Origin of the sequence: Shewanella xiamenensis, from assembly GCF_014647135.1 — a bacterium.
Taxonomy (GTDB): domain Bacteria; phylum Pseudomonadota; class Gammaproteobacteria; order Enterobacterales; family Shewanellaceae; genus Shewanella; species Shewanella xiamenensis.
In genome coordinates this window covers 282,778-300,429 of sequence record NZ_BMOP01000004.1, presented here as the reverse complement: position 1 = coordinate 300,429, position 17,652 = coordinate 282,778, and the positions used below count along the sequence as shown (strand labels likewise).

The following is a 17,652-nucleotide window of genomic DNA, read 5'->3' as shown; positions in this document are numbered from 1 at the left end:
ACTGTAGAAGCAGATATCCATCAGGGCCAGAGGGATCCCTCAATAACAGGCCGGATATATGGGTGCAATGAACTCTTCTCAAAATCGTTATCGAATGTCTTGCAAACCGGATGGGTCCATATATGACCGGCTAGCTTTCGCAGGTGCAGGGACGCATCCTTCGGAAGCGATAGCAATTTATCCATAAGACCAAGGCCAGTCTCTAATGCATGTAACTTCGCTAGGGGCGTCTTGGAGCATCCAAGGAGGATAGGACGAGCAGTCCTCCTTGGTCGGGTGTGGGGTGAAGCCCCACGACTTTGACTTTGATTTTGATTTGAAAATCCAAACGAAGCTTGGACATTGAATTATTCTCAGCCGAAAGAGAGCAAACCATTGCACGAATGCAAATAATGAAAACAACTATCCCAAGGCTTTAGTCAAAGCCGAAACAACATTGGTATTAGCAGCCAACTCTGCGTAAACTTTCGCTCCCATGTTTTTATCGGTGTTGCGATGACCATTCCTAAGCCTTCTCCTTCCACAGAGTCTTCCCCTGAGTCGTTTACCTTTGCCGAGCTTGGCGTCAATGCGGCGTTATGTTCGGTATTGCCTGCCGCGCTCAAGTATCCGACACGGGTACAGCAATTAGCGATTCCTGCGATTCTTGCGGGGCGGGATGCGTTAGCGCTGTCGAAAACCGGTAGCGGTAAGACCTTGGCTTTCGGTTTACCTTTGCTGCAAATCCTCTGGCAACAAATTGCTGAGCAAACGATGGCTAAATCCGTGCCTGCGGCTAATCCACTGGCATTAGTGTTGGTGCCAACGCGTGAGTTAGCGCAGCAGGTGAGCGAAGCGCTGCACGCGCTGGCGAGTAAGTTATCGTCTTCTTTGAATATTCAGCTCCTCTGTGGCGGTATCGCGCAGGAAGAGCAATTAGCCGAACTTGCCGCTAATCCGCAGTTTGTGGTGGCAACCCCTGGGCGCTTATTGGATTTATGCACGCAGTCCTATATCAGTCTCGACTCGATAAAATATCTAGTGCTAGACGAAGCCGACCGCTTACTGGAAATGGGATTTTGGCCCGATGTGCAAAAGCTGATGGCAATGATGCCTAAGCGTAAGCAAACCTTACTGTTTTCAGCCACCTTGCCAGAGGCGTTGGATTCCTTGGCGGGTAAATTGCTGAGCAATGATCCCCTGCGGGTTGAGGCCAGTACACGCAATGCTGTCGCCGCCGAAATCGAAGAGCGACTGTATTTAGTCAATAAGGGCAGTAAGGCGCAGGCTTTGATTGCGTTACTCAAACAATATCAATGGCCGCAAGTGCTAGTGTTTATCAGTGCCCGCGATGATGCCGATGCGATAGCGAAACGACTCGTTAAGGCGGGGATAAATGCTGCTGCGCTGCACGGTGAAAAAGATCAAACCGTGCGCAGCCAAACCTTGGCCGACTTTAAAGCCAATCGTATTCAAGTGGTGGTGGCGACGGATTTAATGGCCCGAGGGATTCATGTTGATGCCTTACCAGTGATGATCAATTTAGATTTACCCACCAGTGCGCCTGTATATGTGCACCGTATTGGCCGCACCGCAAGGGCGGGCGCCAAAGGGCTCGCTATCTCTTTGGTGTGCCATGGTGAGATGCCAAGCTTAACCGCGATCCGCAACTTGACGGCGCGTGAGTTACCGTTAGCATCATTGGCGGACTTTCCGGTGACCGATAAACAGAGCGAAAGATCCAGAGAGGATGGTGCTGAGCATAACGTTGCGCCTAAGCGCCCACCTCGGGATAAACAGGCGAATCGTCGCAGTATTAGTAAGCACAGCGTCAAGGCATTTAAAGGTAAGCGTTGAGAGTGAGGCTGCGCTGATTCCCCTAAACAGCTAGCACTTATTGGTAACTGTTTACCTGTTTCAGCTGGGTGAACTATATAGTTAATCTCGGAACGTGGATTACTACATTTACAGGATCAGGCATGGCGTCGACATTGGCGATAGGTAACGCACTTCACCATATGGTAACTCACGGTTTAGCCACCCAACGTTTTACGCTTCGGCCATTTCAGCGAGCGGATCTTGAAGCTTTTGCCGCTTATCGAGCCAAGCCTAAGATCGCCAAATATCAAAGCTGGACGGATTACTCTTATAGCGATGCTGTCGCGTTATTCGAGAACATGGATTACGCACAATTTGGCGCGGCAGACACTTGGTTTCAATTGGCGATTGTCACTACGGCATCGCTTGTGACGCCTGCCACCTTAGTGGGCGATTTGGCGCTGCATTTTATCGATGAGCAGCAAATGGAAATCGGCTTTACGATTGCGCCTGAGTATCAAGGCCAGCAGGTTGCGTTTGAGGCCGTCAGCGCATTGCTGGGTTATCTCTTTGTGGAATTAGATAAGCATCGTGTTATTGCAATAACCGATGTAGACAATCTTGCCTGCTGTAGATTACTCGAAAAACTCGGCTTTCGGCGCGAAGCCCATTATGTCAAAAACATCTTCTTTAAGGGCGCATGGGGCGATGAGTATCTCTATGCCATGTTAAGGGAAGACTATATTGCACGTTAATGGCGCTAGGCTCACTCGTGCTACCAGACAAGATTCTGAATCTCGTTTGGCTTCTGCTTGCTATCTCAGTAAAATCTTAATCATGATTAGTTGAGTCTGCTAGCTTCAGCCTCGTTCGGATTAAGGAGTTCCCTATGAAATCAATAACACTCGCCTTAGTGGCGGTTGGACTCACGTTAGGATTATCGGGCTGCGCGACCACTAAATCGCCTACGGGGCGTGGCCAAACCTTGCTGTATTCGGCATCGCAAATGCAGCAAATGGGGGATGCTTCTTTTGAAGAAATGAAAAAGCAGCAAAAGATTAGCAGCAATAAAAAACTCACCCAGTACGTAAATTGTGTGGCGAATCGGGTGACTGCTGTGTTGCCCGATCAAAGCCAGAAGTGGGATGTCGTGTTATTCAACTCCGAGCAAGTTAACGCCTTTGCGCTGCCTGGCGGACACATTGGCGTGTATACCGGATTATTAAAAGTCGCGAGCACGCCGGATCAACTCGCGACCGTCTTAGGCCATGAAGTGGCCCACGTATTAGCCCAGCATGGTAATGAGCAGGTCTCACGGGCGCAGATGACGGGGATGGGGATGCAAATCGCCGATGCCGCCCTTGGCGCGAGCGGCGTTTCAAACCGTGACTTATATATGTCGGCTTTAGGACTGGGCGCGCAGGTCGGGGTGATTTTACCCTTTGGCCGCGCTCAGGAGAGTGAGGCGGATGTGATGGGGCTGGAGCTGATGGCACGTGCAGGGTTCGACCCCGCCCAGAGTGTGGTGCTGTGGCACAATATGTCGAAAGCGGGTGGTAGCCAAGGGCCAGAGCTGTTATCAACGCATCCATCCAACAGCAATCGCATCGCCCAACTCGAGCAATTACAGGGGCAAATGCAGCCTTTGTATCAGAGCGCAAAGGCGAGTATCAAAAACCAATGCGTGTTGCCTAAATAGTCATTCAGAGCGTGGCGATCGTTTAGATGCAGGCCTTATCTTGCCACAATTAGGCGCTATTGCTGGATAAATACGCATCGGTTACGTAAAATCGCCGCCAAAGTTAAATAAGCAGTCAGTTTATCAGCATAGGGCGTGGAACTATGGTAAACTGGCGCGCAAAATTCCATTGAACATTGAGAGTCGTTAATTATGTCTGATAAATTCAGTACTGTTGAACAGCAAGCAAGCTATGGTGTTGGTCGTCAAATGGGCGAGCAACTGGCTGCCAATTCTTTTGACGGTGTAGATATTGCTGCCGTTCAAGCAGGCTTAGCCGATGCGTTTGCTGGCGTTGAAAGCGCTGTATCTATGCAAGATATGCAAGTTGCATTCACTGAGATCAGCCGTCGTATTCAAGCGGCTCAAGAGCAAGCAGCTGCTGCGGCTTCTGCTGAAGGTGAAGCGTTTTTAGTGGAAAACGCTAAACGTGCAGGCGTGATCGTGACTGACTCTGGTCTGCAATACGAAGTATTAGTTCAAGGTAGCGGTGCAAAACCAACCTACGAAGATACTGTTCGTACTCACTACCATGGTTCTTTCATCAATGGTGACGTGTTCGACAGCTCTGTTGTTCGTGGTCAACCTGCTGAATTCCCAGTATCTGGCGTTATCGCTGGCTGGACTGAAGCACTGCAACTGATGCCAGTAGGCACTAAGTTAAAATTATTCGTTCCACATCACTTAGCTTACGGTGAGCGTGGTGCGGGTGCTTCTATTCCTCCATACTCAACCTTAGTGTTTGAAGTCGAGTTATTAGACATCGTCTAATGTGATTGAAACGCCTAAGCCAGTCTTAGGCGTTTTTGTATGGAAGACAAAAAAGATTGAGGAGATTGAAATGAGTGGACAAGTGAGAGTTGCAATTGTCGGTGCGGGTGGACGCATGGGACGGACTCTTATTGAATCGGCTTATCATCAAGAGCACATTCGCTTAGGCGCGGCGATTGAGCGTTCAGGTTCAAGCTTAATTGGCGTGGATGCGGGCGAGCTTGTCGGTGTGGGTAAGTTAAATGTCATTATCATGGATTCGCTCGACTATGCGACCGATGACTTTGATGTGCTGATTGATTTTACTGCGCCAGAGGCCAGTATTGTCCATTTAGATTGGTGCGTACGCCATAAGAAAGCCATGGTGATCGGCACAACTGGTTTCAATCATGCTCAAAAAGAACAAATCAATGCCTTTGCCGAGCAAACGCCGGTGGTGATGGCGCCGAATATGTCTGTGGGTGTCAATCTGATGTGGAAATTGCTTGAGTTGGCCGCTGAGGTCATGGGCGATTACACTGATATCGAGATTATCGAAGGTCACCACAGATATAAGAAAGACGCGCCATCTGGCACGGCACTAAAAATGGGTGAAGTGATTGCCAAGACCTTAGGTCGTGATCTTGAAAAATGCGCCGTCTATGGCCGCGAAGGGATCACTGGCGAGCGTGACCGTGAAACCATCGGTTTTGCGACTGTGCGCGCGGGTGATTTAGTCGGTGAGCATACCGCCATGTTTGCCGATATCGGTGAGCGTTTAGAGATCACCCATAAAGCCTCGAGTCGTATGACCTTTGCCAACGGCGCTATGCGTGCCGCTCATTGGTTGGTGGAGCAGAAACCGGGTCTGTATGATATGCAGCAGGTATTAGGTTTACATTAAAATTAAAAAACGCCATTTGGCGTTTTTTTTTGCACTCAGATACCAATGTATAGACGAGTTTGAGTTTATCCTGTAAACTCGCTGGAATTTGTCAAAATTTCGTAAATCAGCGGAAATTGGTATCTTAACATAACATAAAAACATTATATTTCAGTGGCTTGGCTCTTTATGGAGGTCGCGTTGACAAAGTCTGCCTTACTCGTACTCGAAGATGGAACCGTATTCACTGGCACAGCAATAGGTGCCGATGGTCTCTCAGTTGGTGAAGTTGTTTTTAACACTTCGATGACGGGATACCAAGAAATTTTAACTGATCCCTCTTATTCACGCCAGATAGTAACTTTAACCTACCCCCACATTGGTAATACTGGTACCAATAATGAAGATGTCGAATCCAATGGGGTTCATGCTTGTGGTTTAATCATTCGCGATCTTCCGCTCATAGCAAGTAGTTTCCGTAATCAACAAACCCTTAGCGATTATCTCAAAGCAAACAATGTTGTTGGCATCGCAGATATCGATACTCGTAAATTAACTCGAATCCTCCGTGAAAAAGGTGCCCAAGCGGGTTGCATCATGGCGGGTGCTGACTTGGATGAAGCCAAAGCGCTTGCAGCTGCTAAAGCCTTCCCTGGTTTAAAGGGCATGGATTTAGCGAAAGAAGTCACTACTGACAAAGCCTACCAATGGCGTAAAGGTAGCTGGCGTTTAGTGGGTGGTTTGCCTGAAGATACTCCAGCAGAAGCGCTTAAATACAAAGTGGTTGCCTACGACTACGGCGTTAAGCAAAACATCCTGCGTATGTTGGTTGACCGTGGCTGTGATGTGACGGTTGTTCCTGCAAAAACACCCGCTGCTGACGTGTTAGCGATGAACCCAGACGGTGTGTTCCTCTCTAATGGTCCCGGTGACCCAGAGCCATGCGACTACGCGATTGAAGCGATTCAACAAATCCTGAAAACCGATACGCCGATTTTCGGTATCTGTTTAGGCCACCAATTACTGGCATTGGCATCAGGCGCGAAAACCTTAAAGATGAAGTTTGGTCACCACGGTGCTAACCACCCAGTGAGCAATATCGAAAAAGGTAACGTGATGATCACCAGCCAAAACCACGGTTTTGCTGCCGATGAAGCCACATTACCAGCCAATATCAAAGTGACCCACAAGTCACTGTTCGATGGTTCATTGCAAGGTATCCATCTGACGGACAAACCTGCGTTCAGCTTCCAAGGTCACCCTGAAGCGAGCCCAGGTCCTAACGATGCGGCCCCACTGTTCGATCACTTTATCGAGCTTATTGAACACTATCGTCTTGTAACGAAAAGTCAGAACGCTAAGTAATACGCAAGCTAGGAGAAGAGAGAAGCAATGCCAAAACGTACAGATATAAAGAGTATTCTTATCCTAGGTGCAGGCCCAATTGTGATTGGTCAGGCGTGTGAATTTGACTATTCAGGCGCTCAAGCCTGTAAAGCCCTGCGTGAAGAAGGTTACCGCGTCATTCTGGTGAACTCTAACCCTGCCACCATTATGACCGACCCTGAAATGGCCGATGCCACTTACATCGAGCCAATCCAATGGGAAGTGGTACGTAACATTATCGCCAAAGAACGCCCAGATGCGATTCTGCCTACCATGGGCGGTCAAACCGCGCTGAACTGCGCGCTTGAGCTTGAGGCTAAAGGGGTACTGGCTGAATTTAACGTTGAAATGATCGGTGCGACCGCCGACGCGATTGATAAAGCAGAAGACCGTAGCCGCTTTGACAAAGCCATGAAGAGCATTGGCTTAGAATGTCCACGTGCGGGCATCGCCCACAGTATGGAAGAAGCCTATGGCGTGCTTGAGCAAGTGGGTTTCCCTTGTATTATCCGCCCATCGTTCACTATGGGTGGCTCGGGCGGTGGTATCGCCTATAACAAGGAAGAGTTCGAAGAAATCTGTTCTCAAGGCTTAGATTTATCGCCAACCAAAGAGCTACTCATCGACGAGAGCTTAATCGGTTGGAAAGAATACGAGATGGAAGTGGTTCGTGACCGTAACGACAACTGCATCATCGTCTGTTCTATCGAAAACTTCGACCCAATGGGCGTGCACACCGGTGACTCTATTACCGTAGCACCCGCACAAACCCTGACTGACAAAGAATACCAACTGATGCGTAACGCCTCTATGGCCGTACTACGTGAGATTGGTGTTGAAACCGGTGGTTCGAACGTACAGTTTGGTATCAACCCGAAAGATGGCCGTATGGTTATCATCGAGATGAACCCACGGGTATCGCGTTCATCGGCACTGGCATCTAAAGCAACGGGCTTCCCGATTGCGAAAATCGCCGCCAAGTTAGCGGTGGGTTTCACCCTCGATGAGCTGATGAACGACATTACTGGTGGTCGCACGCCAGCCTCGTTTGAACCTGCAATCGATTACGTTGTGACTAAAGTCCCTCGCTTTAACTTTGAAAAGTTTGCCGGCTCAAATGATCGCTTAACCACGCAGATGAAGTCAGTGGGTGAAGTGATGGCGATTGGCCGTACTTTCCAAGAGTCACTACAAAAAGCCCTGCGCGGTTTAGAAGTAAGCCGTCACGGTTTAGACCCGATTACTGACATGTCTAAGCCTGATGCGTTAGCCCGTATCCGCCTCGAGCTGAAAGAGCCAGGCTGTGACCGTATTTGGTACATTGCCGACGCTATGCGTGCGGGTTTAACCTTGGATGAAATCTTCCGTTTAACCAACATCGACTCATGGTTCTTAGTCCAGATTGAAGAGCTGATTAAGCTGGAAGGCCAAGTGGCCGAAGGCGGTTTAGCCGGTCTTAACGAAGAACTGCTGCGTAAGCTTAAGCGTAAAGGCTTTGCCGATGCGCGTCTGGCGGCGGTCCTTGGCGTAAACGAGACTGAAGTGCGTAAACTACGTGACCGTTTCGACATTCACCCCGTCTACAAGCGTGTGGATACCTGCGCGGCTGAATTTGCCACCGACACCGCTTACATGTACTCAACCTATGAGGAAGAGTGTGAAGCGAATCCATCTAACCGTGACAAAATCATGGTGTTAGGTGGTGGTCCAAACCGTATCGGTCAAGGTATTGAATTCGATTACTGCTGTGTGCACGCGGCATTAGCATTGCGTGAAGACGGTTATGAAACCATCATGGTGAACTGTAACCCTGAAACCGTTTCTACCGACTACGACACTTCAGATCGTCTGTACTTCGAGCCTGTTACCCTAGAAGATGTGTTAGAAATCGTCCGTATCGAGAAGCCAAAGGGCGTTATCGTGCAGTACGGTGGCCAAACACCGTTGAAACTTGCTCGCGCCCTTGAGGCAGCGGGTGTGCCGATTATCGGTACTAGCCCAGATGCGATTGACCGTGCAGAAGACCGTGAGCGTTTCCAGCAAGCGATTCAACGCCTGGAAATGAAGCAGCCTGAAAACGATACCGTCACTACGGTTGAAGGTGCTGTGATTGCCGCCGAGCGTATCGGTTATCCGTTAGTGGTGCGTCCATCCTACGTACTGGGCGGCCGCGCGATGGAAATCGTTTACGACCAACAGGATTTACTGCGCTACTTCAACGAAGCGGTAAGCGTATCTAACGCTTCACCAGTACTGCTAGACCACTTCCTAGACGATGCTATCGAAGTGGATATCGACGCAGTATGTGACGGTGAAACCGTAGTTATCGGCGCGATTATGGAGCATATCGAGCAGGCGGGTGTTCACTCAGGTGACTCAGGTTGTTCGCTGCCTCCTTACACCCTAAGCCAAGAAATCCAAGATCGCATGCGCGTACAAGTCGGCAAGTTGGCGATGGAGCTGGGTGTTGTCGGTCTGATGAACGTGCAGTTTGCCGTGAAGAATAACGAAATCTACATGATTGAAGTTAACCCACGTGCAGCGCGTACCGTGCCATTTGTGTCGAAAGCCACTGGTGTGCCGTTAGCGAAGATTGCCGCCCGTGTGATGGCAGGTCAAAGCTTAAAAGCGCAAAACTTCACTCAAGAAGTCATCCCACCTTTCTACTCTGTGAAAGAAGTGGTACTGCCATTTAACAAGTTCCCTGGCGTTGACCCACTGTTAGGCCCAGAAATGCGCTCAACGGGTGAGGTAATGGGCGTGGGCGATACCTTCGCCGAAGCCTATGCTAAGGCGCAGTTAGGTGCGACTTCTGAAGTGCCTAAGTCTGGTCGTGCACTCTTGTCTGTGCGTAACAGCGATAAGAAACGTGTTGCCGACTTAGCCGCTAAGTTGATTGAGCTGGGTTATCAAATCGATGCCACCCACGGTACAGCGGTTATCCTAGGTGAAGCGGGTATCAACCCACGCTTAGTGAACAAGGTACACGAAGGCCGTCCACACATTCTTGACCGCATCAAGAACGGTGAGTACACCTACATTGTGAACACCACCGAAGGCCGTCAAGCGATTGAAGACTCGCGTCAATTACGTCGCGGTGCACTGCGTTACAAAGTGAACTACACCACGACCATGAACGCGGCATTCGCCACTTGCATGGCACACGCTGCGGACGACCGCACTAACGTGACGTCAGTGCAAGAGCTGCATCAGCGCGTATTGGCTAAATAAGCCATAAGCCTCTGCAATCAAAAGGCCGGATAACGTTGTTATCCGGCCTTTGTTTTTAAGGGGTAAAAGGTTTATAAACCGATACGCTCGGTTTCCATTGGCGGCGCATCATTGGGCAGCCAGCGGTGATAAATTTGTGCAAAGGTGCCATCGGCCTTGATGCTGACTAGTGCCTCTTTCCATTTATCAACTTCCTCCGTTGGTGTGCCTTGAGAAAACGCAATATAGAGATGATTCGCGCTGATGGTGTAGAGGGATTTTACATCATCAATACTGGCTCCGGCTTCTGCAAGAATACTTGGCGCCGTGAGATTAGCGTTGCACCATAGATCGATTCGCTGCTTCATTAACTGCTTTGCGCTTAGTAGTGGTGTCGATGAGGGCGCGAGATTTGTAAACCCATGATCCATTAATAATTTTTCTTCGACTGAGGAACGATACACCCCAATCGCTTTTGCCTGCTTAGCACCCTCAATTGAGTCAATGTTAAGCTTGCTACTTTTTAGGGCATAAAAGTTTGTTGTGCCAACCGCGACAGGACCTATCAAACTAAACATACGCTCCCGCTCTGCGGTACGTGTCATTGTGAATAACACCGTGTTGGGTTGTTCGGTGATAATTTTCCAGCCACGAGCCCAGGGCACAATCTTGATAGGATCTTGGTTATCGATACGTTTTTGGATTTCTTGCACGACTTGTACAGCTAATCCATCGGGTTGGCCATCAACCGAAAAGCTAATCGGAGCCCATTCTTCTGTATAAATATTGAGTGTGGCCTGAGCTGTGTGCGGGATAACGCAGAGAAGCATAACGCGCACTAAATGGGTAAAAAATGTCATTAATAACCCTAGGAATTAGAATGTTATATGCGAGTCTCACGGCGTGCTCATATTGAATTAAAGATGACAACTCTTAAGCTCGCAAGCCACTTTAGGGTTATTTTGTGATCTGTACTCTTGGGTTAGAAAATTATTGATAAATCATATTGGTAATGGAGGCAAGAGAGAGTTGCCTCCTTGTTGTGCAAAGGAGGCTGCCGATGCGCTATATCAGTTTTAGTGAGCTTTAGATGAGTGAGGTTGCTAATTGATGGCCCATGAATAGGTCACTTAAAAAGCGCGCTATTCATGGGAATATGTTGCCGTTACTGGCGATAAACATCACGTAGTAGATTATCGAGACAATTGACGACCCGCATACTTGAGTCTTCCATTAAACGTAGTTGCCTAACCATTTCGGGTAAATTGCCCTGTTGCCTTGCCGCGAGTGCTGCTTTACCTGCATCGTGTACCGCTTTGTGGGGAGCATCCAAGGCCTTAAAGTTACTCAAATGTTGATAATTTTCAGCACCAAAGCCTTTAAAATACCATTGGCCTAAACGGCATTCAGTATGGGAGTTCACACCATGGCTGTGCTGATTCCTTTCAATAAGTTGATACACATTACTCTTCCAAACGGCGTGGTCGAGTTTAGTGGTATTTAAGAATGAGGCTGTCGCGGCATTATGAATTACCTGCTGCATTTTATTAGAGCGTTGCAGCACATCTTCAACGACTTGCCCTATTTGTGTTGAAGATGAGGCAACATCAAGAGCGCTGTTTTGGTTATTATGGACAATCTCTTTAATATTAGAGGCTTGTGTGACAATCTGTTTTACTAGTTTTTCAATTTGGCTGCTTGCTTCGTGAGCTTTACTGGCTAATTGTCTGACTTCATCGGCAACAACCGCAAAACCTCGTCCAGCTTCGCCCGCTCGGGCGGCTTCAATTGCTGCGTTGAGGGCGAGTAGGTTGGTTTGCTCAGAGATCCCTTGAATGGCGGCAACAAACTGGTTAATAGAAGAAGTGGTACTATCGAGCTCGGTTACAGCAGTCATGCTACTGGTGGCTTGTTCATTAATATAGGTTGCTCTATTACCTAAATTAATAATGGCTACCCGCGTTTGATCAAAAATCTTATCTAATTCGGACAGTGCTTCTTTTTCTTCAGTGAGTAGCTCTGCACTGCTGGCAAGGCCATCTCTCACTGCATTTAACATCTCGCCGCCCTGATTTTGGCAGGCAATCACTGCACTATAATGATCGGTATTTTGGCGGGACTGTTGTTGCATGGCTTCATTTTCGCGGGCCATATTTTTTAGCTCTTCGATTTCAACTTCGTATCTATCTTGTTGATCAATGAGCTTTTGCTTCAGCGCTTCGTTTTCTGCTTTGAGTCTTGAATTAAACCACATAAAAACCTCTAAACTTTTATTGATATTGTTATGGCCACTGAATTAATAACGTCTAAGGTGCAATCCCTGCGGTATTAGGGTAAGTAGGAAAGTGTGGTAAGAAAATATTAACGTATATCAATGCCATAATCTTACTTTTTTATTGAATAACAATGAATTTATGAACTTGAGCAAATAAATTGCCCAAGTCCATTTTGGATAACAAGTGAATATCTCGTACTGTATTTCTACAAATTGCGATTCAACCTTAATTGAGCTTGCTAGTTTGAGTGTTAACGCTTTGGTCTGCCTTTCATCGGCATGGCAGCAAAAGCGTTGTAACTCTTTTAAGCCACAGGTAAATCTAAAATCATTGTAGCAATACTAAAGTAAACGAGCACACCAATGATATCGGCGATTGAGGTGATAAGTGGCGCGCTGGCTGAAGCCGGATCCATTTTTAACTTGCTGAGTAAAAAGGGCAGTGACATGCCAATCAGGCTGCCAATGATCACTACGATCTGCATGGTCAGCGCGACAACTAGAGCAATCTCAGGACCACCACGCCAAAACCCAAGTAGTGATACTGCCAAGGCCATGCTGGCACCGAGTAATCCTGCTACCCCTAATTCACGCCCCAGCAATGAGAGCCAATCCTTGAGTATCACTTCGCCAGTGGCTAAGGCTCGCACCATTAAGGTGGCTGATTGCGAACCCGCATTACCGCCGCTATCGATGAGCAGTGGAAGAAAGAACACCAAAGAAACATAACTGGCAATGGTATCTTCAAAAAAGGCGATGCCAGCGCCAGAGAAAATATTACCAAACACCAAAATGACCAACCAAACGACTCGTTTACGATAGAGCAAGCCTATGCTGGCGGTCTTTAAATTGTGATCAATATTGCCGATGGCCGCAGTTTTAGTAAATTCAAGATCAACCTGTGAACTGGCAATGTCCATCGCATCGTCATAGGTGACAATACCGACTAACTGTCCCTTGCCATTGATGATGGGGAGAGCCAACAAATCGTAATGGGCGATCATCTGTACTGCCTCTTGGCAAAGGGCGTTGGCATCTAAGGCGATGGGGTTGGGTTTCATAAAGTCGACCACTCGCTCTTCTGGCTGCGCTAAAAGTAATTGTCTAAGTGATACCGTTCCAATTAAACGGCCTAACATATCGACCACATAGGCTTGATAAATCGTCTCTTTATCGGCGGTTTCCGTGCGCAGCATATCAATCGCTTGTGCGGCGGTATGTCGACTATTGAGCAAGGTATAATCCGATGTCATCGCCGCACCGACCTTGGTTTTATCGTAGGCGGCCAAGGTGCGCAGATCTTCCCGTTTAGCCTGCGCTAACACGGGCAATAATCGTTTTTGTTGTTCAGGTTCGAGCAGGTTATAAAGATCGGCGCGCTCGTCCGCTGCCATAGTGAACAACAGCGATGACAGCGTGGTTTTATCTAACTGCTGCACTAATTCTGTTTGTAATTCATCACGTAAATAACGAAATAAATCCGCCGCAATTTTGGCGGGCGCAAGTTGCAAAAACCGTAATTGCTGTAGCTGAGTAAAGCTACCAACTACAGCGGCAATATCTGCGGGGTGACGCTCTTTCGCTAAAGCCGTAATGCCTGCTGTATCGCGCTGCTCTAAAATATTTTGGATAGCTACGACGATTTGCTTAGTATTTTTTTGGTTGTTGTTCATGTTCATAGTTCATTCTCCCAACGATCTATTAATTAAAGAAAAAGGTAAAGTCAGCGCCCAGCTGTTGTGTGTTTCCTTTTAGGCTGTTGCCTAGGCTTAGTTGAAGTTGTAACTGTCTTTTAAGTAAATATTGATATGCGAGTTTGTAGGCTCGTTCATGGGACTCATGGCGATAAAATTCGGCTATCCATTGCTGCTCAGTGTCGTATTCGAAGGCGATAGCAACTCCTGCAATAAGCTGGGGCGATTGAGCGCCATACTGATCGATACCTAGGTTGCTATAGAGGCGTAAATTCTGAGCTGGCAAGTCATATCCCAAAATCCCCACAATTTGCGTTGTTAGAGGGTGGCTGCCTTGATGATTTTTTTGCAAATTAACAGCCAGCGCACTTTGCCAAGGGGCATAGTCTGCATTTAATGGCAATTTGAACCCCAGCTCGGTTTGCTGCTCATTGATAGCATTATTGCTTTGTTGTTCAATGCCTAAGTGCCATTCCCATTGACCTGGGTTGCAGGTGCCACTGCCATTTATCTGTTTTGCGCTATGATCGGATCTCGGCTGTTGCCAACCTAGCTGTAACTCGCAGTGTTCGGCGATGCTGGGATCATCCACATCGAGTTGAGAGGCATGTGTTGCGACGCTAATACATAGCCCAAAAAATGCCCAAGACTGAAAAGCAAAGGTGAATGGCTTGTTTGTGTACGCCATGGTTTAACTCCCTGAGTGTGGGGAGCCAACTGGGGCAAAATAGGCGTGAAGATGTATTCAATAGGCAGCACTTATTCTCCGGCTCAATGCCGGAAAAAACCAATAGGCGAGCGCTAACGCTAGCATGACTGGCTAATATTAAGGTCTGAAATTGAATGTACGGGAGTGGGGTGAGATGTGTCACGCTACTACCCTGCTTAGCAGGTAGCAGCAAAATATTGCGGGCTAGTGCTAGGCGTTAAATCCTGTCTTTTGGACAGGGCATCTACTGTCGCTTATGTGTGTGCCCACAGTGGGTCTCCTAATGGTAAAATCGGCTAGATTCTAAACCGCTGACAATGAAAGTCAACCCAATAGGCTATTACCTATGTTTATGTTTCAATTTTGCTTTTATTCTTGAGTTAATTTTTGTTTTAGGTTTTTGCTGTGTTGCATTTTTGTGTTTGGCAGGTTGCCTTAGGGTATCGGATTGTATTTTTATAAGATTTGATATTTATTAATTGCTGTTGTTCTGCGCCAGTTAATGGATGTATTTAATGATAAAATCGATTTATCGCAATCAGTTAAAAACCGAGTTTAATTAGCACAACGGTTTGGCTAAAGAGGAATCACCTGTGACATTTGCTTCCCAACAGCAGTCCATTTCGGCTGAAAACTGCTACTCGAATATTCGTATTGCGACTATCAATCTATTTAATTTTATTGAACCACCTTTAGCCTTTTACGATTTTGAAAATATCTATAGCCATGGCCAATGGCAAAAGAAGTGTCAGTGGTTTGGCGAGCTTTTAAACCAATATCATCCGGATATTGTCGGGTTTCAGGAAGTGTTTAGCCCTGAGCCATTAAAACAACTTGCGGCGCAGCAAGGGTTAACACATTTTGCCATAGTTGATAGCGCCACTTTGGTCAGTGATTACATTTATCAAAGCCCTGTGGTTGCGCTAGCGTCGCGCTTTCCTATCCTTGAGGTGCATGCGATTGAACCCGATGCACATTTAGTGGCAGCGATGGGGTTATCGAGCCAATTTACCTTTAGTCGTAAAGTGCTGCGGGCGACGGTGGATATACCGCAAATTGGCGCTTGTGATTGCTATGTGGTGCATTTTAAATCTAAGCGCCCGGGACTTGCGTTAGAGCCACATCCCTTAGGCTTAACCTTAAGTGCGCCGCCCACGCTTGCGTTGCACTCTGAGACTAAGTTATTAACTGAGCAAGCCCTAGGTCGCTGGGCATCGACCATGCAGCGGGGCGCAGAGGCGGCATTGTTGTTCCATGCTATTCTCGCGCGGCGGCAAAGCATAAGATATCCGGTGATCCTGATGGGTGATTTTAACGATAGTTTGTCCATGGGGGCGTTGGATGCATTAACGCTCCAAGGCGAGCATCTTCACAGCAATGATATTAAGGCCGCGGGACTTGGGCATTTGTCTGATACTGCACGTTCGGCTGTGTTTGCCCAATATCGACTGCAAGATGCTTACGAGTTATTTATTGCGGCGAATATGCCCGATAACCTAGTCCATTCTCGGGAGCATCGAGCTGCAACCCATTACTACGGCCCTAAAGGTTCGGTACTCGATTATATTTTGCTTTCCAATGAGTTTGATGCCAGTGATAGTCGCAGTTTGGCTCAGGTGGTGGATTATCAAACCTGCGATAGACACTTAGTCAGGCCCGAATATGAGCGCGATGCTTACAGTACCGACCATGCACCGGTATGGGTGGAATTGGCGCTGCGGCGTTAGCAAGTAAAATAACTGTCGAGGATGCCATCAAGAACAACATCTCATCTTGAAGCGTTAACACGCCCTCGGCCCAGGGTTTTACCCGCGAAACTGGAGTATGATCGCAGACCATGGGAATGGAGAGCTGATGTTTTGGACAGATGGCTCGCACTTGAACCCTATTAGGTATATTATCCGCTTCCATTTTTAGAGGGCGGCGCCTAGTGTTCGAGCGGTACTATTGATTACGGTGGTACAACACACAGGCGGTACAATTATCAAAGGCGGTACTATGGCTATCAGAATCAAACTTAAACCCGGTCGCGAAAAGTCCCTTGAGCGTCGTCATCCTTGGGTCTTTTCCAACGGGATCCACAACGTTAAAGGTAAGCCTGAACCGGGGCAGACAGTCGATGTGGTTGCCCACGATGGCCATTGGTTGGGCCGTGGTGCCTGGTCTCCTGAGTCTCAAATCCAAGTGCGGGTTTGGACATTCGATCGCGAAGAAGAAATTGACCGTGAGTTTTTTAAGCGTCGTATTCTGCGTGCCAAAGCGGGACGCGATGATCTTATTCGTGAGCAAGGCTTAACCGGCTACCGCTTAATTGCCGCCGAGTCCGACGGCTTACCCGGTATCACTATTGATAAATATGCCAATGTATTGGTGTGCCAATTGCTGAGCATGGGCGCCGATGTATGGCGTGACACTATTGTCGATGTGCTCGCCGAGCTGTACCCAGATTGCGCGATTTATGAGCGCTCAGACGTCGATTCCCGTAAGAAAGAAGGCTTGGCCTCTACCATGGGTTTACTCCATGGCACGCTGCCTGAAATGCCCGTCATTATTGAAGAAAACGGTATCAAAATCGCCGTTGATGTGATTAAGGGTCATAAAACGGGTTTCTACCTCGACCAGCGCGATAACCGCGCCATCGCCGCCCGTTTTGTGAAGGGCAAATCGGTACTGAACTGTTTTTGCTACACCGGCACCTTTGGCCTCTATGCTGCTAAGGCGGGCGCGGCCAGCATTGAGAACGTCGATGTATCATCACTTGCCCTCGATACTGCGCGTTTGAACATGCGAGTCAATGGCTTAAGTGATGATAATGTGCATTACAACGAAGCCGATGTGTTTAAGCTGTTACGCCAGTACCGTGATGAGGGGAAAACCTTCGATGTAATCGTACTCGACCCGCCAAAGTTTGCCGACAATAAGTCGCAGCTCAATGGCGCTTGTCGCGGCTATAAAGATATCAATATGATTGCGCTGCAATTATTAAATCCGGGCGGGGTGCTGTTGACCTTCTCTTGCTCGGGATTAATGCCTGCGGATCTGTTCCAAAAAATCGTTGCCGATGCGGCACTGGATGCCAAACGTGAGATCCAATTTATTGAACGTTTAAGCCAAGCGAGTGATCATCCGATTGGTAGTGCCTTTCCCGAAGGATTTTACCTTAAGGGCTTAGTGGCTCGAGTGTGGTAATCGTTTGATTGTGTCAACGTT

General features: G+C 47.9%; 13 protein-coding genes. 9 read left to right on the top strand and 4 right to left on the bottom strand.

Features of this window, described 5'->3' with window-relative positions; translation table 11 throughout:
- The first annotated feature begins 495 nt into the window (after window positions 1-495).
- The 7 genes from IEY09_RS06200 (at window position 496) to carB (ending at window position 9,785) form a co-directional block, all read left to right on the top strand.
- Window positions 496-1,836: a DEAD/DEAH box helicase gene (locus tag IEY09_RS06200; protein WP_188870286.1), complete on the top strand. Its 1,341-nt coding sequence runs from the start codon at window positions 496-498 to the stop codon at window positions 1,834-1,836.
- Between the two features lie 122 nt (window positions 1,837-1,958).
- Entirely contained in the window at window positions 1,959-2,552 is a 594-nt protein-coding gene (locus IEY09_RS06195; RefSeq protein ID WP_188870284.1) for a GNAT family N-acetyltransferase, read from the top strand.
- A gap of 134 nt (window positions 2,553-2,686) precedes the next feature.
- Window positions 2,687-3,496: a M48 family metallopeptidase gene (locus tag IEY09_RS06190; RefSeq protein WP_188870283.1), complete on the top strand. Its 810-nt coding sequence runs from the start codon at window positions 2,687-2,689 to the stop codon at window positions 3,494-3,496.
- Between the two features lie 192 nt (window positions 3,497-3,688).
- Window positions 3,689-4,306: a BamJ family beta-barrel-assembly machinery protein gene (gene bamJ, locus IEY09_RS06185; RefSeq protein ID WP_037415090.1), complete on the top strand. Its 618-nt coding sequence runs from the start codon at window positions 3,689-3,691 to the stop codon at window positions 4,304-4,306.
- A 70-nt stretch (window positions 4,307-4,376) separates the two neighbouring features.
- Complete coding sequence (dapB, locus tag IEY09_RS06180) at window positions 4,377-5,189, top strand: 4-hydroxy-tetrahydrodipicolinate reductase (RefSeq protein WP_037415093.1); 813 nt, start codon at window positions 4,377-4,379, stop codon at window positions 5,187-5,189.
- A gap of 168 nt (window positions 5,190-5,357) precedes the next feature.
- Complete coding sequence (gene carA, locus IEY09_RS06175) at window positions 5,358-6,533, top strand: glutamine-hydrolyzing carbamoyl-phosphate synthase small subunit (protein ID WP_139122587.1); 1,176 nt, start codon at window positions 5,358-5,360, stop codon at window positions 6,531-6,533.
- Window positions 6,534-6,560: 27 nt separating this feature from the next.
- On the top strand, window positions 6,561-9,785 hold the full coding sequence (gene carB / locus IEY09_RS06170; RefSeq protein WP_188870281.1) for a carbamoyl-phosphate synthase large subunit: 3,225 nt from the start codon (window positions 6,561-6,563) through the stop codon (window positions 9,783-9,785).
- 71 nt (window positions 9,786-9,856) lie between these two features.
- Here the strand turns inward: carB and IEY09_RS06165 are convergent, their stop codons facing one another.
- From IEY09_RS06165 to IEY09_RS06150, 4 genes are all read right to left on the bottom strand, one after another.
- On the bottom strand, window positions 9,857-10,624 hold the full coding sequence (locus IEY09_RS06165) for a substrate-binding periplasmic protein (RefSeq protein WP_188870279.1): 768 nt from the start codon (window positions 10,622-10,624) through the stop codon (window positions 9,857-9,859).
- A 305-nt stretch (window positions 10,625-10,929) separates the two neighbouring features.
- Window positions 10,930-12,018: a methyl-accepting chemotaxis protein gene (locus IEY09_RS06160; RefSeq protein ID WP_188870276.1), complete on the bottom strand. Its 1,089-nt coding sequence runs from the start codon at window positions 12,016-12,018 to the stop codon at window positions 10,930-10,932.
- 326 nt (window positions 12,019-12,344) lie between these two features.
- A complete protein-coding gene (gene mgtE / locus IEY09_RS06155) occupies window positions 12,345-13,718 on the bottom strand; it encodes a magnesium transporter (RefSeq protein WP_188870275.1) in 1,374 nt (457 codons plus the stop codon).
- Window positions 13,719-13,740: 22 nt separating this feature from the next.
- Complete coding sequence (locus tag IEY09_RS06150; protein ID WP_188870273.1) at window positions 13,741-14,421, bottom strand: hypothetical protein; 681 nt, start codon at window positions 14,419-14,421, stop codon at window positions 13,741-13,743.
- Between the two features lie 614 nt (window positions 14,422-15,035).
- On the opposite strand from IEY09_RS06150, the gene IEY09_RS06145 reads away from it, so the two are divergent.
- Entirely contained in the window at window positions 15,036-16,169 is a 1,134-nt protein-coding gene (locus tag IEY09_RS06145) for an endonuclease/exonuclease/phosphatase family protein (RefSeq protein WP_037415114.1), read from the top strand.
- A 271-nt stretch (window positions 16,170-16,440) separates the two neighbouring features.
- The gene (locus IEY09_RS06140) at window positions 16,441-17,631 is read left to right on the top strand and encodes a class I SAM-dependent rRNA methyltransferase (RefSeq protein WP_188870271.1); all 1,191 of its coding nucleotides are present in this window, start codon (window positions 16,441-16,443) and stop codon (window positions 17,629-17,631) included.
- Window positions 17,632-17,652: the final 21 nt, after the last annotated feature.